The organism is Pseudomonas sp. 5Ae-yellow, assembly GCF_014077575.1.
Classification (GTDB): Bacteria; Pseudomonadota; Gammaproteobacteria; order Pseudomonadales; family Pseudomonadaceae; genus Halopseudomonas; species Halopseudomonas neustonica.
The window spans coordinates 70,598-94,109 of record NZ_JACGWE010000012.1; the positions used below are offsets into that span (position 1 = coordinate 70,598).

Annotated in this window: 25 protein-coding genes and 1 pseudogene; 9 read left to right on the top strand and 17 right to left on the bottom strand. The window is 55.6% G+C overall.

Annotation, left to right across the window (positions count from 1 at the left end):
* The first annotated feature begins 164 nt into the window (after positions 1-164).
* Genes H4J77_RS09730 through H4J77_RS09740 form a run of 3 tightly spaced genes read left to right on the top strand, consistent with a single transcriptional unit; the run spans position 165 to position 2,150 of the window.
* Entirely contained in the window at positions 165-773 is a 609-nt protein-coding gene (locus tag H4J77_RS09730) for a LemA family protein (RefSeq protein ID WP_123889720.1), read from the top strand.
* 5 nt (positions 774-778) lie between these two features.
* Positions 779-1,513: a TPM domain-containing protein gene (locus H4J77_RS09735; protein ID WP_404940765.1), complete on the top strand. Its 735-nt coding sequence runs from the start codon at positions 779-781 to the stop codon at positions 1,511-1,513.
* Positions 1,514-1,532: 19 nt separating this feature from the next.
* The gene (locus H4J77_RS09740) at positions 1,533-2,150 is read left to right on the top strand and encodes a TPM domain-containing protein (protein WP_182248119.1); all 618 of its coding nucleotides are present in this window, start codon (positions 1,533-1,535) and stop codon (positions 2,148-2,150) included.
* 100 nt (positions 2,151-2,250) lie between these two features.
* On the opposite strand, the gene H4J77_RS20345 is transcribed toward H4J77_RS09740, so the two are convergent.
* The 4 genes and pseudogenes from H4J77_RS20345 to H4J77_RS09755 form a co-directional block, all read right to left on the bottom strand.
* Positions 2,251-3,054, bottom strand: coding sequence for a methyl-accepting chemotaxis protein (locus H4J77_RS20345; RefSeq protein ID WP_404940766.1), 804 nt, complete (start codon positions 3,052-3,054; stop codon positions 2,251-2,253).
* Between the two features lie 87 nt (positions 3,055-3,141).
* Positions 3,142-3,912 (bottom strand): annotated as a pseudogene (locus tag H4J77_RS20350) (cache domain-containing protein); the annotation flags it as partial.
* Between the two features lie 265 nt (positions 3,913-4,177).
* Positions 4,178-6,094 (bottom strand): alpha/beta fold hydrolase, encoded by a 1,917-nt coding sequence (locus tag H4J77_RS09750; protein ID WP_182248121.1) that lies wholly within the window; start codon positions 6,092-6,094, stop codon positions 4,178-4,180.
* 240 nt (positions 6,095-6,334) lie between these two features.
* Positions 6,335-6,652 (bottom strand): cupin domain-containing protein, encoded by a 318-nt coding sequence (locus tag H4J77_RS09755; protein WP_182248123.1) that lies wholly within the window; start codon positions 6,650-6,652, stop codon positions 6,335-6,337.
* A 198-nt stretch (positions 6,653-6,850) separates the two neighbouring features.
* Between H4J77_RS09755 and H4J77_RS09760 the strand changes: the two genes are divergently transcribed.
* Positions 6,851-7,411 carry a DUF411 domain-containing protein gene (locus H4J77_RS09760; RefSeq protein WP_259364795.1) on the top strand — a complete coding sequence of 187 codons (561 nt, stop codon included), beginning with the start codon at positions 6,851-6,853 and terminating at the stop codon, positions 7,409-7,411.
* 309 nt (positions 7,412-7,720) lie between these two features.
* Here the strand turns inward: H4J77_RS09760 and H4J77_RS09765 are convergent, their stop codons facing one another.
* Entirely contained in the window at positions 7,721-7,984 is a 264-nt protein-coding gene (locus H4J77_RS09765) for a YebG family protein (protein WP_123889726.1), read from the bottom strand.
* A 100-nt stretch (positions 7,985-8,084) separates the two neighbouring features.
* On the bottom strand, positions 8,085-9,245 hold the full coding sequence (gene zapE, locus H4J77_RS09770; RefSeq protein ID WP_182248125.1) for a cell division protein ZapE: 1,161 nt from the start codon (positions 9,243-9,245) through the stop codon (positions 8,085-8,087).
* Between the two features lie 113 nt (positions 9,246-9,358).
* On the opposite strand from zapE, the gene H4J77_RS09775 reads away from it, so the two are divergent.
* A complete protein-coding gene (locus H4J77_RS09775; protein WP_123889728.1) occupies positions 9,359-9,622 on the top strand; it encodes a DksA/TraR family C4-type zinc finger protein in 264 nt (87 codons plus the stop codon).
* Between the two features lie 50 nt (positions 9,623-9,672).
* On the opposite strand, the gene H4J77_RS09780 is transcribed toward H4J77_RS09775, so the two are convergent.
* Positions 9,673-10,143, bottom strand: a complete 471-nt coding sequence (locus tag H4J77_RS09780) for a hypothetical protein (RefSeq protein ID WP_123889729.1) — start codon at positions 10,141-10,143, stop codon at positions 9,673-9,675.
* A gap of 189 nt (positions 10,144-10,332) precedes the next feature.
* Here H4J77_RS09780 and H4J77_RS09785 point away from each other — a divergent pair, with 189 nt between their 5' ends.
* A complete protein-coding gene (locus H4J77_RS09785) occupies positions 10,333-11,187 on the top strand; it encodes an MOSC domain-containing protein (protein ID WP_182248127.1) in 855 nt (284 codons plus the stop codon).
* A gap of 103 nt (positions 11,188-11,290) precedes the next feature.
* On the opposite strand, the gene H4J77_RS09790 is transcribed toward H4J77_RS09785, so the two are convergent.
* The 8 genes from H4J77_RS09790 to panB form a co-directional block, all read right to left on the bottom strand.
* Positions 11,291-12,400, bottom strand: coding sequence for a zinc-binding dehydrogenase (locus H4J77_RS09790; RefSeq protein WP_123889731.1), 1,110 nt, complete (start codon positions 12,398-12,400; stop codon positions 11,291-11,293).
* 277 nt (positions 12,401-12,677) lie between these two features.
* Complete coding sequence (locus tag H4J77_RS09795; protein ID WP_123889732.1) at positions 12,678-13,097, bottom strand: GFA family protein; 420 nt, start codon at positions 13,095-13,097, stop codon at positions 12,678-12,680.
* 71 nt (positions 13,098-13,168) lie between these two features.
* Positions 13,169-13,477 carry a hypothetical protein gene (locus H4J77_RS09800; RefSeq protein ID WP_182248129.1) on the bottom strand — a complete coding sequence of 103 codons (309 nt, stop codon included), beginning with the start codon at positions 13,475-13,477 and terminating at the stop codon, positions 13,169-13,171.
* A gap of 182 nt (positions 13,478-13,659) precedes the next feature.
* Entirely contained in the window at positions 13,660-14,352 is a 693-nt protein-coding gene (locus H4J77_RS09805) for an aspartate/glutamate racemase family protein (RefSeq protein ID WP_182248131.1), read from the bottom strand.
* Positions 14,353-14,456: 104 nt separating this feature from the next.
* A complete protein-coding gene (locus H4J77_RS09810; RefSeq protein WP_182248133.1) occupies positions 14,457-15,134 on the bottom strand; it encodes a LysE family transporter in 678 nt (225 codons plus the stop codon).
* Positions 15,135-15,272: 138 nt separating this feature from the next.
* Positions 15,273-15,884, bottom strand: a complete 612-nt coding sequence (locus tag H4J77_RS09815) for a LysE family translocator (protein ID WP_123889736.1) — start codon at positions 15,882-15,884, stop codon at positions 15,273-15,275.
* A 192-nt stretch (positions 15,885-16,076) separates the two neighbouring features.
* On the bottom strand, positions 16,077-16,988 hold the full coding sequence (locus H4J77_RS09820; protein WP_182248135.1) for a DUF1295 domain-containing protein: 912 nt from the start codon (positions 16,986-16,988) through the stop codon (positions 16,077-16,079).
* 270 nt (positions 16,989-17,258) lie between these two features.
* Complete coding sequence (panB, locus tag H4J77_RS09825; protein ID WP_123889738.1) at positions 17,259-18,044, bottom strand: 3-methyl-2-oxobutanoate hydroxymethyltransferase; 786 nt, start codon at positions 18,042-18,044, stop codon at positions 17,259-17,261.
* Positions 18,045-18,598: 554 nt separating this feature from the next.
* Between panB and H4J77_RS09830 the strand changes: the two genes are divergently transcribed.
* The 3 genes from H4J77_RS09830 (at position 18,599) to H4J77_RS09835 (ending at position 22,292) form a co-directional block, all read left to right on the top strand.
* A complete protein-coding gene (locus H4J77_RS09830; RefSeq protein WP_123889739.1) occupies positions 18,599-20,251 on the top strand; it encodes a sodium:solute symporter family protein in 1,653 nt (550 codons plus the stop codon).
* 60 nt (positions 20,252-20,311) lie between these two features.
* Entirely contained in the window at positions 20,312-20,443 is a 132-nt protein-coding gene (locus H4J77_RS19755; RefSeq protein WP_218565761.1) for a putative transporter small subunit, read from the top strand.
* A gap of 106 nt (positions 20,444-20,549) precedes the next feature.
* Positions 20,550-22,292 (top strand): diguanylate cyclase, encoded by a 1,743-nt coding sequence (locus H4J77_RS09835; RefSeq protein ID WP_182248137.1) that lies wholly within the window; start codon positions 20,550-20,552, stop codon positions 22,290-22,292.
* On the opposite strand, the gene H4J77_RS09840 is transcribed toward H4J77_RS09835, so the two are convergent.
* Together H4J77_RS09840 and H4J77_RS09845 are read right to left on the bottom strand one after the other, a co-directional pair.
* The gene (locus H4J77_RS09840; protein ID WP_182248139.1) at positions 22,293-22,979 is read right to left on the bottom strand and encodes a VIT family protein; all 687 of its coding nucleotides are present in this window, start codon (positions 22,977-22,979) and stop codon (positions 22,293-22,295) included.
* A 136-nt stretch (positions 22,980-23,115) separates the two neighbouring features.
* Positions 23,116-23,499, bottom strand: coding sequence for a carboxymuconolactone decarboxylase family protein (locus H4J77_RS09845; protein WP_404940767.1), 384 nt, complete (start codon positions 23,497-23,499; stop codon positions 23,116-23,118).
* Positions 23,500-23,512 lie beyond the last annotated feature (13 nt).

Here is a 23,512-nt window from a genome sequence, read left to right on the forward strand (position 1 = left end):
GATGTGGTCACAAAGTTGAACAGAACGTCAGTTTACCCGTTGCGGCGCTGCGTTGCCTGCTTGGGGTTTTAACTCGGTCCTATTCGTGTTCTGCTAGCGTCGCTAGTGTATGTGCAGATGCGATCTGCTCTACCCAACATAATCACCCTGACGGACGACCTATCATGAATACACAGCCTATTCGGACCACCTGGCAATTGGCGATTCTGGTGTTGCTCAGCAGCCTGTTAGCAGGCTGCGGAATCAACAATATTCCGACCTATGACGAACAGGTGAAATCTGCCTGGTCACAGGTTGAAAACCAGTACCAGCGCCGCGCTGATCTGATTCCTAATCTAGTCGAGACCGTGAAGGGCTTTGCCCGTCAGGAGCAGGAAACCCTGACCGCCGTAGTGGAAGCACGGTCCAAGGCGACATCGATACAGATCAGCGCAGAGGATCTTAATGATCCGGCCAAAATGCGTCAGTTCGAACAGGCGCAGAGCCAGTTGACGGGGGCACTAAGTCGCCTGATGGCAGTGTCCGAGCGCTACCCGGACCTCAAGTCAAACCAGAACTTCCTGGCGTTGCAGTCTCAGCTGGAGGGCACAGAGAACCGTATTGCCGTGGCTCGTCGTGATTTCATTGCCTCTGTGCAGCAATACAACACTGAGATTCGCACTTTCCCCGGCCGTATCTGGCATAGCCTGATGTACAGCGATATGCCTATCCGCGAGAACTTTGAAGCGACCACTGAAAATGCCGAGCAGGCTCCCGCGGTGAGTTTCGAATGAGGTTGATGATCTCCCTGTTGTGCGCGCTGACCTTCTGTTTCAGCGCTGCAGCGACGGCGCAGGAGTCGGCTCTGCCCGAGTTGACCGGGCGCGTGGTCGATAACGCTGGCCTGCTGGAGCAGGGCGCAGAGCAACAACTGACGCAGATGCTGACGGCGCATGAACAGGCAACCAGCGAGCAGGTAGTCGTAGTGACTGTGCCGAGCTTGCAAGGCCAGAGCATTGAGCAGTTCGGTGTGGCGCTGGGCCGTGCCTGGGGAATTGGTCAGCAAGACAAGGACAACGGTGCCTTGCTGATCGTGGCCCGCGACGATCGCAAAATTCGCATCGAAGTGGGTTACGGGTTGGAAGGTCGCCTGACCGATGCGCAGTCTTCGGTCATCATCAATGGCATCATTACGCCCGCTTTCCGTGAAGGACGTTTCGAGCAGGGCATTGTCGACGGTACCGGCGCGATTATTCAGGTGCTGGGCGGTAATCCTCTGGCGGTCGCTGAACGTGCCGAGAGCGATAAAAAGGGCAAGAAGCCGGCGGGAGCCTTGCTGTTGGTCCTTATCATTATTGGCGTCTCTATGTTGGGCGGTGGTGGTCGTGGCGGTTCCGGTCGCGCGCTGCTGGCTGGCGCCCTGTTGGGCGGGCTAAGTGGTGGCTCGCGCGGCGGCGGTGGCGGTTTTGGTGGTGGCGGATTCGGCGGTGGCGGCGGCGGCTTTGGCGGCGGCGGAGCATCGGGCGGATGGTGATTTCAATAAAGGATGCACAATGACGCTTCTATCAAGCAGTGAGCAGCAACAAGTAGCGGATGCGATTGACCGCATTGAGCAGCATACCGACGCCGAAGTGGTGACCGTGTTGGCTCGCCAGGCCGACGACTATCGCTACATACCCTTGCTATGGGCCAGTGTGCTGGCTCTGGTGCTACCGGGGGCAGTGGTCTATTTTAGCGGCTGGCTGGATGTCAGCGAGTTACTGCTGGCCCAGTGGTGTGCGTTTGCAGTGTTAGCGCTGTTGTTTCGGTTGCCGATCATTACCAGCAAGCTGGTACCGCGTGCGGTGAGACATTGGCGCGCCTCCAACCTGGCACGGCGGCAGTTCATTGAACTCAACCTGCACCACACTGAGGGCGAGACCGGCATGCTGATCTTCGTCTCAGAGGCCGAGCGCTACGTCGAGATCATGGTCGACCGCGGCATATCCAGCCGCATCGACAACAAGACCTGGGAGTCGATAGTGGCGACCTTTACCGCGCAGGTTGGCAAGGGTGAGGTGTTGCAGGGCTTTCTTGACTGTATCGAGACCTGCGGCACGCAGCTGGCAAAAGAGCTACCCGCTACCCATGAGCGTAACGAACTACCTAACCGCTTGGTCGTGCTCGACTAAACGGTTGGCGTGCAATAAAAAACCGCTTGGCAGCAACTGCTCAAGCGGTTTTTTTATATCTCACTGCCAGCCTTCAGCAGGCTGGCGTCATCGCGTTAACCTAACGTTTTTGCATGCCAAGGCTGCGGCTGGTCTTGAACTGATTGATCAGCTGATTTAGTTGCGCAGCTGCCTCAGTCAGCTCCTTGGTGTTGCTGGCGGTATCCTGAAGCTCGCGCATGACCCGACCGCCCAGCGTGCTGAGCTGGCTAAGACTGGACGATATTTCGGTACTGGTGCGTGACTGTTGTTCTGCGGCCGCTGCAACCTGACTGGTCATGTCTGTGATGGTGTCGACCGAACTGGCAATGGATTGCAGCGCGGCGCGGGACCCCTCTACCTGTTGCTGCATGGCCGCTGACTGCTGATGGCTGCCTTCCATCGAACTGACTGCCTTCGCGGTGCCGGCCTGCAATGAGTCGATAATGGTGCGTATTTCATCGGTCGATTTCTGGGTGCGGCTCGCCAGCGTGCGCACCTCATCGGCTACCACTGCAAAGCCGCGCCCCTGTTCGCCAGCGCGGGCCGCTTCTATCGCGGCGTTCAGGGCCAGCAGATTGGTTTGTTCCGCGACGGCGCGAATCACGCCGAGCACGGTATCAATGGTATGGGATTGTTCGCTCAATTCAGCTACTGCTTCGCCTGCCTGAGCTATGTTGCGAGCTAATGCTTCCATGGAGCGTGAGGTCTCATCAGCGGTTTGCTGGCTGTTGAGAGCTTGCTGGTTAGCATCGCGGGCCGCATTTGCAGAGTCGGACATGCGTTGCGCTACCTCGTCCGAGGTGGCGCTCATTTCCTCTACCGCCGAAGCAATGGTATCAAGCTCGCTGTTTTGCTGGTTATAGGACGCTTCAGCCTTGTTCATGGCCGAACCGACTTCAGTGGCAATAAGCCTATTGCGCTCGACCACGTCGCGTATATTGTCGATGACGTGCGCGACCTTATCGGTGAAGGCATTAAAGCCGCGGGCCAAACCGCTGATTTCATCGTTACCATGGGCATCCAGATGGCGCGAGAGGTCACCATCGCCGGTAGCGATGTCGTTCATCGCTTTGACTGCATGAGCGATAGGGCGGCTGATACTCAGTGCGATCATCAAATTGACCCCAACCAGCAACAAGATGCCTAATGCGGCCATCGTCAGCTTGGGAATCATATGGGTCCAGAACGCCTGGTTAACGTCATCCAGATAGATGCCCGAGCCAAGAATCCAGCCCCATGGCTTGAAGCCTGAAACGTAAGACACTTTGGCAACCGGGTCGGTTACGCCGGGTTTGGGCCACATATAGTTGACCACACCAGCGGACTGCGCCTTGACCAGGGCCACCATGTCACGGAACAGATATTTGCCGGTCGGATCTTTAACGTCAGCCACGCTGTTACCCACTAACTGGGTAGCAAACGGATGCATGACCATGATCAGGTTATTGGAATGTATCCAGAAGTAGTCTTTGTCGCCGTAGCGCAGCGTTTGCAGGGTGCTGGCAGCGGCGGCTTGCGCTTGCTCTTCAGTCAGCTCCCCGTTTTGCTGCAAGGCATAAAAGTGCTCTATGACGCCCATGCCCGACTCAACCAAATGCTGAGTTTTGAGCGAACGGCCATCGAGTAGGCTTTGGTGATAATCCACAGCAAAGGCGGTTACCAGGCCCAGCACTATGATGAGTACCAGAGCGGTAACAGCAATCAGGCGCTGAAAGATAGAGAAACGACGCAGCACATTCATTGCAGATCCTCTAGGCGGGCTCTAACACGCGCGATAGCCAGCGAGACAGTAGCGCAGAGCCATTATGATGTCCTTTGATCAGCCTAGCAGGTCTTTTGCTAAATCTCCTTGATATTTAATGTTCTACGTATGCTATTGGTGGCGCAGCTTGAACTATTCCAGCGCTCAGCAAAGTATGATGGGGTCAGGCGGTAGGCAATTTTTTGCCGGGGGTAGGGCATAGACACCAGGAGTGGTGCCTATGCATATCAGCAGGTTAAAAAGGTTATTGAATGTAGTCTCTGAACTGTACCGAATTTGAGCGTATCTCGTCTGATGGCCAGTTAGGTACGTTTATTACCTGTACCGCACCATTGCTGCCGCGTGGCTTGAGCTGGATGTTGATGGGTTGATTGGCACCCGGAGAGGCCGGGATGAACAGATCCAGTCCAGAGATAAACGGCAGAGCACTAAAGAACGGATCCGGTCCAGGAAGGGTGCTGTTACCGTCGCTATTGCGGTCATGCAGGAAGATACTACTGGTGCGTTTGAGTAGCGGGGCGGTGGCACTGGTGACGATCTGTGTGTCATTCACCGTGAGACTGTCGTTCAGCTCACCCTGATCGCCCCATAGCTCGCGGTCGCGGGCGATCATCAGGTTGGTGTGGTTGGCACTGCGGTGTAAATAGGCACCGACGCCAGCGCCAGGCAGGGAGGTATTCAAGCGAACAAACAGGCTGTCCTGCAGATAACCTTCACGGTAGAAATAATGGTCGGCACCGACGGCTTCCCGGTCCAGGCCAAACTCGTAGGTTGCGCCCTTGGTAATCGAGAATGGCCCCCAGTTGCCATCACTGCTGATTGGCATGCTGTGGTCAGGGGTGTCTTTTAAACGAATGCCGGTTGCCGGATCAACCTCAAAGATCTGCAGCTCGGTACCCTCTGCGCCGGTATTCTGCGGAAACAGACTGGCGCGGCCCGCGATCCAGACGTTATCGCCTTCGGCGTCACTAATCTGCGTAGTGCCTGGCTGGCTGCCATTGAAGTGGTTATAGATGCGCGCAAAAGAGTCAGCGGATGTGGCTACTTCGATGTGGCCGATAGGCATCTCGGGGGAGGGGTAAACGTTCTCGGCGCCGCTCACTTCGCGTTCAACATACTGACCCCAGAGCGCCAACGTGGGTACGTTGCCTGGCGGTGCGTCCAGCGCTGCGCCATCGATGCTGGTGTAATGCGCAACCTTTGCTGCATTGTCGCTCTCGCCCAGGTACATCAGGCTTACACCGGTGCCCATCGAGTGTCCCATCAGGTCCACTTTATCCGCACCGGAGATCTGCCGCAGGCGCTCGACAATCAGGTTGATCTCCTCGTTACGCTTCGCTGCCTGGATAGGGTCCAACGCATTTTGCCCGGTACTGCTGCTGGTATCGTATTCATACACCGCCAGATAACTGCGCGGGTAACCATTGGCCCGAAAGCGCATGGCTTGAGACTCAAACTGCGAGGCTGAGCCAGCCCCGCCGTGAATGAAAAGCACCGGCCGCAGGGAGAAGTCGATGTTCTTGCCATTCGCCTTATCGACTGAATCAAGCAGGTGGTTAAAGGCGTCGAGTTTAGCCGTCAAGCCACGACTGGCGGTATTGGGATTTTCGGCAAATACATTTTCGGCGCTGAGTGCCGCCAGCAGATCGTTCATGGCGGGTTCAAAGCCGCTTGAGTCGGCAAAATCCAGGGTGACGCCAGGGTTGGCTTGGAGATAGTCACTGATAGCGTTTTTGATGTCAGCGGTGATTTCAATGCCGTTGCCCAGGTTACCGTCTGCATCCAGTGATTGCAGAAAGCGGGAGAGGTTCAGTACCGCGGGGTCGCTGAAGGCAGTAGCGCCATCGACGATGTCCATAGGGGTTAGTTGGCTTGCGCCTGCGGCGGACCCCAGATCGATACCCGCCAGGGAGAAGCGCACGGTCTCGTTGCCTTGATATTGGAAAGTGCCTGCACTGTCGGTCTCACCGCTGCGGCTGTCGGTGGCGTACTGCAACCCCGCCACCGGAGCATCGATGAATACACCGCTGGAAGCGGACTCAGAATCATCGCCGCCACCACCACCGCCCGACAAGCAACCACTGAGCATGACGGATGATAAGCCGAGTAGGGGTAATGCGGTGCGACGTAAGACGCGGGTGACGCCGTGATGACGAGTCATGGGGATCTCTCTTTTTAGAATTGTTCTTTGTCTGTTTTGTCGGCAACGCCGCGCAGGCGGATACCGAGGGCCGTTGCGAAGGACCGCGGTATTGCCAGCGGATGTGCCTTAGCCAAGCAAGAGTTAACAGTGCACAAGTGTATACTGTCAAGCAAAAGAGAATGAACGTTCATGCATAAATGTCTCTGCATGATTCTATTGAAGAAGGGGGAGCCTTGGCTTGGTGGCGCGCAAGCCAGTTCAGCGGTTAGTGTCGCTGAACCAGAACTCAATCTCGTCGGTTGGCTGGTCAAAGGCGGCCGCATGCTCTACCCGGGCTGCAACGTGATACCACTCGCCCACACCATAGCGCCGGGTTTCGCCCGCGACAGTCAGAATCAGTTCGCCGCGGATAATCACGCCGTAGTTGTCTGTTTCGTGCGTGTGCGGCGGTATGCGGGTACCTGGCGGGTAGGAGGCAAATAGCACATCTGCACCGTCGGCGGCGAGCTTGTAGGCATCGAAGCGGCCGTCGTAAATCGGTAGGGTTCGAATCTTGTCTGGGTAATCGCCGGCCATTGCTCTATTTACTCCGTATTGGGTCTGCTCTGATTAGCGACCAGCCCTCAATGTAGTCGGGCATGGGGTCAGCGGCTATTTACAGCTACGAAGTAATCGACAGTTACAGTTGTGGTAAAGCTGGTGCAAGTGGTTAGCTTTCGCGCGTGCTAATCTTGCTGTCAGACTATTTTACCCTTGATTCAACTGGAGATTCGGATGCCGATGATTGTTCCACGCTGGCTGGTGTTGGTACTTGCTGCTACGCCGCTACTGATGGCCTGCGGAGAGTCTGAGTCGCCGCAACCTGAAACGCTGAAACCGCAAGCGCAGAGTAACCTGGCGTCGCAGCAGGAGCAGTCGCTATTGGCCGCGCAACCTGCAACTGATCTGTTGCAAGTATTCAAAAGTCCGAGTTGTGGCTGCTGCGAAGGCTGGATCGAGCATGCTGATAGCGCTGGCTTTACCACGCAGGCGCAGCACCCTGATGATTTGGCCGGCCTGAAGTCTGATTACGGTATAGCGCCGCAGTATCGTTCATGCCACACCTCGATATCAGATGAGGGCTATCTATTTGAAGGTCATGTGCCGGCGCGCTACGTAAAGGCCTTTTTAGCCGAGCCACCCGTTGACGCCATCGGCTTGGCGGTACCGGGTATGCCGGTAGGTAGTCCGGGTATGGAGATGGGCACTGATTTTATGCCGTATCAGGTGCTGTTGTTGAAGCGCGATGGTGGTGCAGAGATTTACGCGCAGGTCGATAGCCCGGCAGATCAGTGATTGCGTGGGATTTCCGCTAAACTTGAACGCGCTGCCTGCAGGTTGTAGAGAAGCCAGCGCCGATAGTTTTTAGCTAACGGACCTTATAGCGTTAATCGATTTCAGTAATTTATGACGATGATTGATTATGCTCCCGGTATACAAGACAACCAAAGGGAGCAATATCATGGCCGTACTCATGCGCATTCTCAAACGCACCGATTCAACTGCTGCAGTGGCTGAAACCATTGCCCATCCCAATTTCTGGATGTATCAATAGGCAGCGGCTCGGGGCCGGTCTGAGCGGGCGCGAATAGTCTGCGCAGAGGCTCAGGCCTCTGCGGGCTCTTCAGTCAAACTGGTGAGTGCATCAGGGCTGTTTTTGAAGGCTTTAGCAAATATCTCACGATGCCGCGCCATGTAGATACTGACTTCTTCCGCCAGCTTCTCACTCAGATCCGGTACCGCCTGTTGCAATACCTCGCCCAGGGTTTCTGCCAGTTCCAGCATCTTGTCGTGACGGTCTGCTTCGGCTTTATCCATGAACAACTGCTCCGGGTCTCTGCTGCTGCGATACACAATTTCAACGGCCATACACACCTCAGGCTTGAATGCGGTTTTCAAATACGTGCTGTGCTGCTGATGAGATCAGCGCTTCACGAGTGTCGCCATTGTACTGGATGGAAATACAGTATCAAGTTATTTGCTCTGCGAGTTTGTCTGCCTCGGCAACATTACCCGTGGCACCAAATCGCTCTAGTTGCATTTCCTGCAAACGGCTACGGGCTCGCTCGAACGCGAAAGACAGATAACCTTGGGTATATAAGTCTTCCAGCGGCACTGCTGCCTCGATATACAGCGGAATACGGCGGTCGTAGCATTCGTCAACCAAGGCGATGAAACGTCGCACGCTGTCGTCATGTACGGACAGACTGGGTAGCTCGCGGTCGCCAGCCTCAACCCGCTCTGCGCCGTCTTCGGTGCCGCGAGCAATGATTCCGGCACGTTGTGGGCTGCTGAGGTTTGGCACCTCGCTTAACAGCAGGGCCGGGAAACGGTCACACAGGCTGATAAAGTCGAGCGCAGACAGTGAGCTGCTGCACAGGGCGCGAAAGGTAAACCAGGCGGCTTTATTACAGTGTTTTACACAGGGCACCTGCAGGTGCCCTAGCAGTATTGGGTCACAGCTCTGCGGTCGATCGCCACAGAGCTGTGCAAACACCTGATCCAGCGGTTTTTCAGCGCTCGTGTCACTGCTCAGCCAATAACGCTGGCAGGCGGTGCCCGGATGTAGGCGATGATCCTGCGCGCCATCGAGCCGCGCGACCCACATGTGCTTCTCAATCGCGGCGATCGCAGGGGTGAAACGCTCACGATTGAAACCGTCGGCGTAAAGCTCGGCAGGAGGCAGATTGGACGTGCAAACCACAACCACGCCCTGTTCAAACATTTCGCGCATCAAGCCGCCGAGCAATATGGCATCGCCAATATCGGTAACAAAAAACTCGTCGAAACACAGCACGCGAACGTTTTGCGCCATCTCGCGGGCGAGCGCTCGCAGGGGCTCTGCCGTCCCGGTAATCTGGAAAAGACGTTTGTGCACCCAGCCCATGAAATGATGAAAGTGCAGACGTTTGCTGGGCACAGAAAGGCTGTCGTAGAAGCGATCCATGAGCCAGGTTTTGCCACGCCCGACAGGGCCCCAAAGATAAACTCCGCGCGTTTCGCGACCGGATTCCAGAGCTTGGTAGCAGTCTTCGAGCATTTGTGCAGCTTGCATTTGCGCCGCATCTGAAGTGAACCCCAGATGTTGCACGGCGTTTTGATAGGCACTAAATGGTGAAGGTGTGTTCATAGTATTTGATACTGAGGGAAAGTAACGTCGGACGGCAAGATGCAGATTGTCACAGCAGCGCTTCGACACCAGACCGCTGATGCTCTGACAGATTTAAACGCTTGGAGGTTCCAATGGCGACAGGTTGGGCTCGTGAGGGCGCAGTACAAGAACAGATTGACGATACCGTTGACGAGGCAGTGCAGCGCGCACGCAGTCAACTGCCGCAGGGCGATAGCCTGGCGTTCTGTGAAGAATGCGATGAGCCTATTCCAGAGGCCAGGCGTCAGGCTCTGCCCGGTGTACGCCTGTGCATTACCTGTCAAAGCGCGGCTGACCAAAGTGCTGCCGGCAGCACCTTCAATCGACGCGGTAGCAAGGATAGTCAGTTGCGCTAGGCTGGTTTACTCCGTTACCCGAGTACAGTGCCTGCAGCAATATCGCGTTATCAGGTGATGTCAAAGATAGACGATTTTTCCTTCTCTGCGTTCACTCCGTCCAGCATGGCGCGCATGCGCTCTGCGGCCTGTTGCTGAAGTTCGTCGCTGCTGGCGCGCTTATTGGGATCGTTCAGCTCGTCAAGGCGTTCGGCAATCAGCTCATCGATCTTTTCTTTTTCTTCCGGGGGTAAGGCATCATATTCTTCTTCGGTTAACCCCATCTCCTGCAGCAATGTGTGCTTTATCTTCTCGGCGACCGACATCGCCATGTAGCGGCTGAACTCTTCGGCAGCAGTGCTGGTATTTTCCTCTTGCTCTTTGGCTTTAGCTTCAGCTTGAGCCTGCTTGGCTTCACTCGTCTGATTGACGGATTGCATTATTTCGCGGAATTCAGCAGCGGTACTGATGCGACTGCTCTTGCTAGGGGTGGCAAGTCCGCTAGGTTGGTTCGCTTGGCTCATACTGTCAATAATGCTCATGGTGTGCTCCTTTTACCATCGTTTGGTCAAAGCCAGGTGCTATCTCGAACAGCATATAAGCAATTATCAGGCCGCTGTTTTGGCACTGGAAAACCGCTCTGGAATAGGGGTATGGTGCTGCAAAGCCTATGTTTTCAGCGGCACTTTCTTGCCGTTGCGGCAAGATATTACCCACCAATGGAGAGTGCTATGCGTAAGCTGGGTGTAGTGCAGGAAATCTGGCGGTACCCGGTCAAGGGCATGGCTGGTGAGTCGCTGAATCGCTGTCAGCTGACTGCACAGGGGCTTTTAGGGGATCGCCTCTGGGCCGTGCGAGACACGCTGCGTGACGAGGTGCAGAGCTGCAAATTTCGTCCTCAACTGCTGCAGGTCAAGGCTAGCTGGGACACCTCGGGCGCTGAGCCAGTCAAGTTAGAGCTGCTGTTTCCGGATGGTAGTCGCCTTGCCAGCAATAGTAAGGATGTCGATGAACGCCTATCGGCGTTACTCGGGCGCACCTCGACACTGGAAGCGCTTGAGTCAGACACCAATCTGCGGCGCTACAAAGCGGATGCCGACGACAGCTGGCTGGACGAACTCAAGGCAACCTTCGAGCGTGAGCCTGGCGAGCCGCTACCGGACTTCTCCGATTTACCGCAGGACATGATCGATTTTGTCTCACTGCCCGGTAGTTACTTTTTGGTATCGCCTTTTCATCTTCTGACCACCGCGAGTCTTAATTATCTTCAGCAGCTGCATCCTGATAGCGACTGGGATGTGCAACGCTTCCGTCCCAATCTGGTGGTCGATACGCTCGACGCGGAAGCGGGACTCATCGAGCAAGCCTGGCTTGACGGTCGGTTGCAGATAGGCGAAGCCGAATTGAGGTGCACCAGTACTGCGCCACGTTGCGGCGCTATCACCCGCGCTCAGCAGCACCTGCCCGCAGATAAAAGCCTGCTACGCACGGTCGTACGTGAGGCAGATCAGAACCTGGGGATTTACGCCGATACCCTGACAGCAGGCGAGCTGCGCGTAGGCGATCCGGTTTATATGCGCGACTGAGGCCAAGAAAATTTGTTTGCTTGCTGTGCTTACAACGACGCCGGTTAATTGATCAATTAACCGGCGTCGTTGGTAATGCAGGATGTGCGATCAAACGTCAGCTTTATTCGAAGATGATGACGCCGCGCGCATTTTTACCTGCCAGCATGTCGTCAAAGGCTTGCTGCGCCTGGTCGATACTGTAGGTCTGGGTTACCAGCTCATCCAGCTTCAGACGATTGGCTTTGTATAGATTGAGGATACGCGGAAAATCGTACTGCGGACGCGCCGAGCCCAGCCAGCTGCCCTTGATGGTGCGTTCATCAGCAGGCAGGGCGAGGGTGGTGATCGACGTTTTGTCCTTGCTGTCGGCCACGCCCACAACCACTACCGTGCCGGCTCGGCCGAGTGATTTGAAAGCCTGCTCGACTACCTTACCGTTGCCCACGCATTCAAATGCATAGTCGACGCCGCCGCCGCTGAGCTTCTTGATTGCTTTGCTGACGTCTTCCACTTCAGAGATATTGACGGTGTGAGTCGCGCCGAACTCCTTGGCCATCTCCAGCTTGCTGGCGTTGGTATCAACCGCGATGACCATTTCAGCCCCAGCGGTAACACAGCCCTGGATAGCATTCAGGCCGACGCCGCCAATGCCGAACACTGCAGCACGGGAGCCTGGCTCCAGCTCAGCAGTGTTGAACACCGAGCCAACGCCGGTAATGACTGCGCAGCCGACCAGCGCTGCGCTGGACATGGGTACGTCGCCATCGATTTGGACGCAGTTGTCCACGTGCAGCGTGGCGTATTCGGCCATCACGCCGCAGGCGCCAAATACATTGAGATCTTCTCCGTCCTTGCCATGGGTACGCACGGTGCCATCGGGTAGGGTGGTCATCGACTTGCGGGCGTTCTCACAGAGCACCGGGCGACCGCGCACGCAGTTCCGGCATTTGCCGCACATGGTGATAAAGGTACTGACGACGTAATCGCCTTCTTTCAGCGTTGTCACACCCTCGCCAACTTCAACCACGATACCGGCTGCTTCATGGCCCAACACCAGCGGTGGAGCGTAAGGAATCTTGCCGGTAGCGGCGGAGTGATCACTGTGGCAGACACCACAGGCAGCGACTTTGATAGTTACCTCACCGCGTTTGGGTGGGTCCACCGTGATGGTTTCAACGTGAAGTGGTTGACCCCATTCACGACAAACAACCGCTTTTGCCTGACGACTCATTATTTTTCTCCGTTTAGGTCTTTGTGATGTGCGTATCTGGTTTACTCAAATGTACTCATGGGCGCAAGGGGAAGCTATCAAACGCTGCAAATTTGGTCGCGCGTTACTATTGTCTGCGCCTTTAACTGGTTTTAATTTCAAGTGATACGGTTTTGTTTATTGTATCACTCCGCCGATTGGCCATGCCAGATGCCAATGCGCTTAACTTTCCTTGGTACCGCGGGCTCAGAAACCACGCGGTTTAGCCGGCGCTAGCCAAACGCTTAAAAAAGGCTACTCAGGGCTGATACTCGAAGACTTCGACGCCTTCTGGTATTTGAACCCAGTCCTGCTTTTCGCTCACCCAGACATGCCTGGTCGGATTGATCATTCTTGTATCGTCCAGATTGGAGGGCTTTAGCTTGATAATCCCGGGCTGCGCTGGGCTGTAGTGATAAAGGCGGTTGCCACAGGCGGGACAGAAGGCGGCACCATTTACGTTGCCGCTGGCAGCGACGCGGCTCCAGTGAGATAGCGGGCCGTTGAAGGTGAGGTCAGCTTCATCAACGATGGCAGTGATGCTGAAGGCGCTAGTCGAGAGCTTCTGGCATTCGCGGCAGTGGCAGGCCATTACGGCCTTGGGAGCCGCATGCAATTGATAGGTGACGGCACCGCATTGGCAACTGCCGTTAACAGGGTATTGAACGACGTCAGACATGATGGACTCCTTGCTTGAAGCCGGAAATTATCGCATGCCGCACTGACTCCGGGCACCCAAAGACAGCGCGTTCAGGTGCGCTGGCGATACCGGTTCTTACGCATATCCATGGTAATCAGCGCGAGCCAATAAAAAGCGCTCACCAATACCGGCAGATAAAACCAGAGGGGGTCCTCAATCGGGAGCCAGTCCAGCGCGCTGAGCAACATCAGCAGCAGCGTCACCAGGTGCAGGCTGCCAGGCACGAACAGTGCACTATCAAGAATACGATTTTCCAACGAGCTTAACTCGTCACAATTATTGGCAATACCGCAGGCGGCGAAAAACAGCACCATGCTGCCGCCGAGCAACAGCACATTGACTAGCAAAGGAATAAGCATAAACGTCTCATGGGGCTCGGGCGGCGGGAGTCCCGTCGTCCAAGCTGGTTGTCCATATCTGGTGATTGTCTACGTCAGCCGTGTTTTAGCCCTGCGGCTTCTGGGCTACAAGAATAGGCGAAGTTATATGCTGATGCTATCGCAGACTATGCTATTGCGAATGGCTTTAATCACGCTGCTGTTCAGTCGCGCAGTGCTTGATTTACAGCCGCCTCAACGTGAATCAAAGTAGTGTCATACAACGGCACTGAGGTATGTTCGGCGCTGATCAATAAGCCTATTTCGGTGCAGCCGAGAATCACGCCCTCGGCACCTGCGGCGACCAAATTATAGATGATGCTCAGGTAGCGTTGACGGGAGTCGTCGCGAATCTCTCCGCGGCAAAGTTGCTGATAGATAATACGGTGCACATCAGCGCGCTCATCGGCGTTCGGAATCAGCACTTCAATGCCCTGGGCTTCCAGCCGTTCACGGTAGAAGGCTTGCTCCATGGTGAACGCGGTGCCCAGGAGCCCGATGCGTCTGACTTGAGCTTGCTGCAACACCGCGGCAGTGGCGTCAGCAATGTGCAGCAACGGGATAGTGACGTGTGCGCCGACATCAGCGGCCACCTTATGCATGGTGTTGGTGGCGATCAATAGAAAATCGACACCAGCCATTTCCAGCGTGCGCGCCGCCTGAATCAGTATGTCGGCGGTGGCTTGCCATTCACCTTTGTGTTGCAGTGCCTCGATCTCGGCAAAGTCAACGCTGTAGAGCAACAGCCGAGCAGAGTGCAGACCGCCCAATGCCCGATTGATGCCGCGGTTTATCTGCGCGTAATAGGTCTGGGTTGATTCCCAGCTCATGCCGCCAATGATGCCGATGGTCTTCATCTGCACTCCCGGTATACGTGTTAACGAATTCAGAGTCTAGCGCCTTGCTGGGATGACGTAGCGGTACAGCTATTGCTCTTTTTTTGTGATTGAAACAGTGCGGTTTACTGGTCTTGCTGATCGAGCTGCTGACTGATCTGGCTGTTTACTGTGGGGGCAGGCAAGCCAAGCAGGTGTTTGATTGATGATAGCGCCAGTAGCAGAAAGGCCAGCGCACACAGGCGATAGGTCATGCGCGCCCAGCGTTGTCCGGCATTGCGAAAGATGCGATCGACTATGCCAGCGCAGACAACACACCACAGCAGTGAGGAGGCCATGAAGCCGGCAAAGAAGAGGGCATAATCGGTGAGGGTCGGATCAGCGACGCCGACGGCGCCCATGGCGCTGCCGAGCGCGGCCCAATAGGCCACGTTCTGTGGGTTGGTTAGCGACAGCAAAACGCCTGCGCGCAGGGCCTTGCGGGCATCGACAGCGGCATTGTTATGGTCAACCAGAAATTCCTGGTTGGCTGCTGTCCAGGAGTCCCAGGACAGCCATAGCAGATAGGCCGTACCGGCAAGCCCGATAGGAAGCTGCAGGGCTTGCGCCTGCAGCAACAGGCCAACGCCAGCCAACCCTAGGATTGCCCAGGAGGCATCGCCCACCAGCGAACCTACCTGTACCGCCAGAGCGGAACGGAAGCCGCCATGCACGCCAACTCGAACGGTTTCGGCAAATACGGCTCCCGGCGCTGCATTGAATATCAAACCAAGTGCGGCGGCGGTAAAAAAGAGTGCAAGCATGGCGACCTTCGGTAGTCAAAAACAGCGCGCAATGATGCCATTGCTGGTTAGGTGGCCCAAGTATGTTTTTGTGAGTGTAGAGAGCTCGTCAGCGGTTTGCTGTGGTGCGGTCTTTTACAGCAGGGCTTGTATGGCCGATCAGCGGCTGGTCGCTGCCAGGCCAACACCAAAACACATAAAGGTACCGCCGCCCAAACGATTGACTAAACGGCCGCCCTTAGGCGATGCCAGCCACTGCCGGGTGGTCCTGGCCAGACCAGCGTAGATCAGATGAATAATCACCAGTACCAGGCTATAGGTCACCACCAGCAGCGCAAACTGATGAACGTGGGCAGCATCGTAATCGACAAACTGCGGCAACACCGAGAGGAAGAAAAATACCGCTTTGGGGTTGGTCAGCTGCAGGCTAAGGCCCTGAATGAACTGTCTGCTGATACTACGGCGGGTGCCTCCGCTTATTTCCACCGGGGTTGCCGGGGAACGCCAGAGCTTGATTCCGAGGTGAATCAAATAAGCAGCGCCGATAAACTTGAGCACGGTGAAGGCGAGGGCAGAGGTCGCCAGCAATATACCCAGGCCGGTAGCGGACACACCGGCAACAATGAACGCACCAATAGCGAGTCCCATAATACCGCCCACCGCGCCGGACACGCCAAAACGAATAGCGTTGGTTAGTGTCAGCAATACTCCGGGTCCGGGACTCATCACGGTTGCAATGGTAACGATCAGAAATAGCAAGTAGGCGTCCATGACGGCTCTGCATGTCACTTTGGGATACTGCTGATTCTGCTGCGTAACCTAAAAAAAGAAAATAGCACCTGGGCTGTTTTTTGCTTGAAAGTGGCACACTGCTGACGATGCCATCGCGCTTCTTTGATTGGTATCGTCAGCCACAAGTACATAACCATGCCACCTTGGTTAGCAGCGCGGCGCAATCAGCGGTTACTTGCGCGGCCCGGGGAAAAATCGGTTGGTACGCTGCTGATAGTCCTTGTACTCAGGCCGTTTTTTCACCGAGTAATACTCCGCTGGTACGGCACCTGTGTAATACACCAAGGTGGTGTACATAACCCGCGAGGCAAACAACAAACCGACGCCCAGCAGCAACCAAATCATCAGGCGCTCGCCCTCGTATAGTGCGAGCCACGATGGAATAGAGGCGACTACCAGTGCATTCCAAACCATCCATTCGGCAAAATAGTTAGGATGCCGGCTGTATTTCCAAAGGCCTGCATTGCATACCTTATTTGTTTCGCCAGCGGCTTTCATAGCGCGTAAAAACGTATGCTTCTGGTGATCAGCGAGGGCTTCCAAACCAAAAGCCATGAGCCATAGCAGTAACCCGATCACCTCGAAGATTGACACGCTATTGCTCGGATTAGAGGCGATGATTAGCGCGGGCATCGCCAGAAATGAGGCGTTCCCCAGCCCCTGAAGAATGCCTTCGACCTGCATGCTCAGTTTGATATTGGTTTTACCCGCGCGCTCCCAGCGGCGCTGCTGAAACGCGTAGCGCGGCAGTTCGGTTTTCAGCTCGCCGGATCGCCACATGCGCAGGGCATCCAGGCCCATGCGACTGCCTGCGAACACATAAGCGCCGCTGACAATGGCGACGCGTATCGGGTTGCCGTCACTCAGGAAAAAAGTCAGTACACCAATTAGCGTAAGGCCCCAGGGCCAGCCTATATCAACGTATGACATACGTCCGGTTAGCCACGTGGGTAAACAGACGACCAACGCAAACAATAACAATTGTAGTAAGCCGTTGGTGAGGCTGATATAGGCTAGCGCATCGGTAGATAGCAGCAAGGCCCAGCCGGCCAGAAAGGGATAGAGCGGAGAAAGATACTTCATCGGTTCGCCTGCTTGGTCAAATGATCGGGTGCTGAGAGCATCAGCACTGGGCATCTAAAGCGGGTTGGGATACACAAAGGCGCTAGTCGCCAAGTAGGCGAAAGCAGCTTTCATAACGTAGAGGGGGCTACGCGGACGCATCCATTCAACAATATCCGTTCAGAACGGTAAATTGTCGCTTATTGTGAGACGCTTTCCAACTATGTTCGGGTTTTTGGCCTCTCATGGCAGGCAGCGCATTGCGCGCTGCCTGCCATGAGTGAACCGATTTTAGCGGTTACCGCTACCGGTGAGCTGGATGATGTTGTTGGGGAACTCCAGTGACTCCACCTCAGCGGTAAAGGCCCGGGCTACTTTGAGAATGGTATCGCTGACATGCGCGTACTGCTTGGAGAACGGCGGCCAATAGTCGCCCAGCCCCAAGGCATCGTTGATCACCAACACCTGGCCATCACAATCCGGCCCTGCGCCAATACCGATAGTGGGGATGCCAACTGACTGGCTGATCAAGCCGCCCAGGCTGTAGGGAATGTGCTCTAGTACCACCATAAAAGCGCCCGCTTTTTCGATCAGTTTGGCTTCATCGAGAATGCGCTGCGCATCGGCATCGGTATTGCCTACTTTCTTGAATGAGGTCGCGGTCTGCGGCGTCAATCCGGTATGCCCAACAACCGGTATACCGTTATCGACCAGATGGGCAATGACCTCAGCCTTGGGGCCTTCCAGTTTAATGCTGCTGGCGCCTGCTGCGATCAGCCGTTGCGCACTGATCAGCGCCGTTTCAGGATCTGTATCGGTGAGATAGGGCAGGTCACCGATGATGTGGGTATTACGCGCGCCGCGGCGCACGGCACCAATGTGATACTCCATATGCTCGAGGGTTACATCACGGGTGCTCTCAAACCCCATCTCCACCATACCCACGGTATCGCCGACCAGAATTACCGGAACGCCGGCCGCCTCAATGCCGCGGGCAACCGGGCAGGTGTAGGCGGTCAGCATGGTAATGGGGTGTTTACCCTTGCGGGCAATAAAATCAGCTGCGTGTAGTGTCATGATGACGCCTCCCAATTTGCAGGAAAACGATGCTGGCTCACGGTGTTGCCCGTAAAATAGGCAGTGGCAGCAAGCCGCATCGTGCTTTTGAGATACCAGCAAACTGGCAATTGCTCAAGCTTCATTGCTGCGGTTTATGGTGGCTTCTTCCGAGAATAAGTTTGCACGAGCCTGGTCTTTTGCCTCGAGCGCTTGCAACGCGGTGCTTACCGGCGTTTTTCAAGACTTTGCTGGTTCGGGTGCCAGTCGCTGTTGCGTTGTTTGCTGGGCTCAATGTCTGGACGGGGTCGCCTTGAGCACGTAGGGTAGCCGTCCGGGTTGGCCTTGGCAGTGATCTTTTTCGGCTCAATGTGAGTAGCTTTTGGCCCCCGCCATCACTGCGTTTAATACGCCGGACTTTTGCGTTACCCGACCACCCAGCGTGGTCATCATCTCGCTGCAGACATAACTAGAAAGATGTTCTGTTTTTTGCTTACGCCCCGTGGCGGCCGCTCCTTGCGTGGGATTCTGGCTGCGACAAAGGACGATCAGGCTGCAAAGCCTATGGGTACTCAATGAACGAAGAAAATTTTTATCAGTTCTCGACACTGACCGTGCTTATCTTGCTGGCAGCCTTTTATGGCGGGACCTATCTGCTTACCTTGCTGATCAAGAAGAAAAAGGAAAATACCGACGCCTTCATGGTGTCCAACCATCAGATCGGCTTTGGTCTGGGCGCTGCTAGCATGACCGCTACCTGGATCTGGGCTGCATCCTTCTATGGTGCCGCTACCTCAGGTTATACCTACGGTATTTCTGGCCCACTGCATTACGGGCTGTGGGGCGCCTTGATGATTTTGTTCATCTATCCCTTTGGTCGTCGCTTTCGTGAATTGGCACCGAACGCACACACGCTGGGCGAGCTGATCCATGCTCGGCATGGCTCTTCCAGTCAGCTTATTCTGGCGTCCTCCAACATACTTGGCAGTATTATCAGCCTGATGGTTAACTTCACCGCTTCGGGTGCGTTGGTTTCCGTGCTTTCGCCCTTATCGTTCCAGGCTGGCGTGGTGATCGCCGGGGTAGGGGTGCTGTCTTACACCCTCTGGTCGGGCTTTCGCGCCTCCGTCCTCACCGACTTTGCGCAGCTGATGGCAATGATGGCCGTGGCTATTCTGATCATTCCCGCCGTGCTCTTTGCGCTCGGCGGCCCGCAAACGCTGTCTGATGGTATGAGTCTGTTAACCCCAGAACAGGCAGACCTGTTTTCCATGGACGCGATTCTCAAGCAGGGCGCACCTTTCTTTGTTGCGGTGCTGGCTTATGCGATTGGTAACCAGACCATCTCACAACGCTTGTTTGCGGTACGTGAAGACCACATCAAACCGACCTTTATCACCGCCACTATCGGCTACGGGGCAATCGTGATTGGCCTGGGCATGATTGGTTTGATGGCCTTGATGACCGGTATGAAGCCTATCGATGGCGACATGAACAACCTGATACCGCAAATGGTATCCATGTACCTGTCTCCGGTGTTTATCGGGCTCTTCTTCATCCTGGTGATCGGTTCGTTGTCTTCGACGGCTGATTCCGATCTCTCCGCCATGTCGGCGATTGTTATGGCTGATGTGTACGGTAAAAACATCGCCAAGAACAAACCTGATCCCACCAAAATGCTGTTTATTGGCCGTCTGACCATGATTGTCGCGACCCTGATCGGGGTAATCCTCGCCAGCTTCTCGATGGACATCCTGATTATGCTGGTGTTTGTCGGCGCCCTCTGGGGGGCCATTGTCTTCCCGGTGATTGCCAGCTGTTTCTGGGATCGCGTCACTAATCTGGCCTTCACTTCAGCGGTCATTGCTGGCTTGTTGATGTTCTGCGTCGCGCGCTTTGAGCTGCTGCCAATGGCAGGTTTCATTGCGGTGCTGTTTGAGCTGCTGGCTGCCGTTGGTGGTGGTGTAGTGCTCGGCCTGATGACCTTTGGCTTCTGCGGCCGCCGTGTTGGCTTGATCGTTGGCGCGCTGAGCGCCATCGGGTTGGCCTTCCTCTGCGTTGGCTTCCTGCGCGACTACACGGTGCTGCTGGCATCGCTGATGGCGTATGGCGTCAGCACGCTTGTTTGTATCGCTGTGAGCTTGCTGGGTTCCAGCAAGTTCGACTTTACGCAGATTGATCAAAACGTAATCAATTACGATCCGGCCAAGACTGAAGCACAAGCCTAAGCTCAATACTAACCATCCGCTGGTGCGCAGACGCGCACCAGCCTGATAACAGGGATACACATGCAAACATTTATCTTGGCGGCCTACGTGCTGGTTTGGCCGTTGGTCTCATTGCTTGTACTGGCTGTCATCGGTGTGGCGACGATCAAGGACATTCAAGCGGCACGGCGCGAGAAGCGTGAACTGGTTTAAAACGTCGAAAGCACGGGCTTTGGCCAGCCGACAAGGGGCAAGGGTGGCTATAGTGGCACCATGATCTGCACATCAGACGTTATGCAGGGTTGCCTCAGTAAACATTATGAATACGCTTAAAAGTCGGCTTACCCTACTCTTTGGCGGCCTGGCCTTTGTTGCCACGGCAGCAAGCACCTGGGTAGTCAGCGATCTTGCGGTTGACGCGCTGCGAAAATCGACCGGTCAAAACCTGGAAGAAATAGCGATTCAGTTCAGAGATAAGATCGATCTCGATTTGTATGAACGCTATAACGATTTTAAAGTCGTTTCCGCCTTTGTTAGCCCGTTACTAGAGTCGGGGCGCGAGGCCGAGATTGCCCCGGTTATAGACGCACTGCAGCATAACTTTTCCAGTTACGCCTGGGTTGGCCTTGTTTCTCCTGCCGGTATGGTCATAGAGAGTAACGGCGGGCTGCTGCGGGGCGCAGACGTAAGTCAGCGGCCCTGGTTCAAGCAAGCACTAAAGCAGCCTTATATGGGCGATGCCCATGACGCCATTCTCTTGGCCGAAAAACTCTATAATCCCACCTCCGCGCCACTGCGCTTTCTCGACTTGGCGGTTCCGCTGCGATCTGAAGATGGAACGCTTTTGGGCGTGCTGGGCGCGCATTTGTATCTGGACTGGGTTGCCAACATGGGGCGCACATTGATGACGCCCATGCGCAAGCGGCTCAATGCAGAGTTCATCGTGGCTGATCAATCTGGCGCTGTGCTGATTGGTCCGCCTGGCAGCGTGCGTCAGGCGCTGCCTGAGGCACTGATTAACAGAATGAAAACTGTGGAGTCGGGTTACCTGACCACAGCGCTTGCGTTCAACGACACCCCGACCGAAACGCAGGACTATCTCGTTGGCTTCACTCGCCTGCAAGGCAGAGGGGAATATGAAAGCTTCAACTGGTGGGTTCTGGTTCGCAAGCCAACAGCTGATGCCTTTACTACTGCCAGAGACCTGCGCACATCCTTGATTATGGTGGGCTTGGTGGTCGCTCCGATCCTGCTTTTATTCGTATCTCTAGTGGCGCGCTGGACTACGCGCCCCTTGCTGAAGATGACGGCAGAAGCCAGTCACCTGGACCCTGAAAAACCGGATACCCTGATTCGCTTGCGCGACGATTACGCTGAGGTCAAAACGCTGTCGTCGGTACTGCGTGACCTGATTCGTAGCCTGGCTAATAAAACGCGAGAGTTGAATGAGCTTAACGCCCATCTGGAGCAGCGCGTTGCTGAGCGCACGCAAGAGCTTGAGCATGCCAATCTCAAGCTTGAAGCAACTGCCCATACCGATTCACTCACTGGTCTGAATAATCGCGGCCATTACTTTAAACTGGGTGAGACTGCCTTGAAAAAAGCGGTGCGGTCGAACAGCCCATTAGCGGTGATCATGTTTGACGCCGACCACTTCAAGACAGTCAATGACACCTATGGTCATGCCGCCGGTGACCGTGCTCTGGTGCATCTGGCACAGATGGCACTGCAGGCACTCAGGGACACCGATATTCTCGCGCGGGTGGGTGGTGAGGAATTTGCGGTAGTGCTGGAAAACACCACTGAACAGTCGGCTGCCGAAGTTGCCGAGCGTTTGCGCGCCAGCATCGCAGCGACTCCGCTGATATTGGACACCGAGGAGCTGGTGCTAACGGTCAGCGTTGGGGTGGCCTGTCTTAAACCAGACAGAGCGGCCAGTCTCGATGCCTTACTGGGGCTGGCGGATAAAGCGCTTTACGCCGCCAAGGCTGGCGGGCGCAATCGCGTGTGCTGTTATTCTGCGCTTCCAGCTAGCGCTAACCAGCCCACACCACCCGGATGATCAAACTGCCACGCCGAACAGCGCACCGACACCTGCGGTTAGCGCCATCGCCAAGGCACCCCAGAAGGTAACGCGGCTGGCAGCGTTGATGACCGGCGCTCCGCCTGCCTTAGCGGATACCGCCCCCAGCAGTGCTAAAAACAACAGTGAACTGCCTGATACTGCCCACATGAGTGTCGCCGCTGGAAAGATAAGAACCATCAGTAGCGGAAGCGCTGCTCCGACAGTAAAGGTTGCCGCGGAAGCAAAAGCAGCCTGTATGGGGCGGGCGGAGACCGACTCGGTGATGCCCAGCTCATCACGCGCATGAGCGCCCAATGCGTCATGCTGCATCAGCTCGGTCGCCACCTGGGAGGCGAGGGCGGGCTCAAGCCCTCGGTTGACGTAAATAGCGGTCAACTCCGCTTGTTCGAACGCGGGGTTGGTCGTCAGCTCTTCTGTTTCGCGTGCCAGGTCAGCACGTTCGGTATCGGCCTGGGAACTGACGGAAACGTATTCGCCAGCCGCCATCGACATTGCCCCGGCAACTAGCCCCGCCACGCCAGCTACCAGAATGCTGCGTGAGTCTGCCCCGGCAGCCGCAACACCCAGCACCAGACTCGCGGTAGATACGATGCCGTCATTGGCGCCTAGTACCGCTGCGCGAAGCCAGCCGATACGGTGTGTTTTGTGTCCCTCTGCATGCATGGTTTAACGCTCTTGGTGAAGGAGGATAATGACTCTCTTCAGTCTAGCCGTTTTTGCTCTCCAAGGTCTGTTCGCTAGCCGTCCAAGCAAGAGCACTTTGCCGGAAAAGGGTAGCGCTGACGGATATCGCCGGCACTCAAAGCAAGCCACGCTCAATCAGTACGTCTTTCACTACAAACATGCCATTTAATGCAGCGGGAAAACCGGCATACACCGCCATTTGTAATACGGTTTCCTTTACTTCGTCCGGGGTGCAACCCACATTCAAGGCGGCATGGACGTGAACTTTTAACTGCGGGGCGCAATGGCCCATGGCGGTGAGGGCGGCTACGGTCGCTATCTCTCTGGATTTCAGATCGAGCCCGGGGCGCGAGTAGATATCGCCGAAGGGGAACTCGATAGTGTATTTGGCCAGATCAGGGCAGACATCCTTCAGGCTTTCAATTACCTGGTGCCCCGCCTCGCCATCTATCTCAGTCAGTTTTTCCAGGCCTGTCTGGTATCTCGTTTTACTCATGATTTTGCTCCACTAG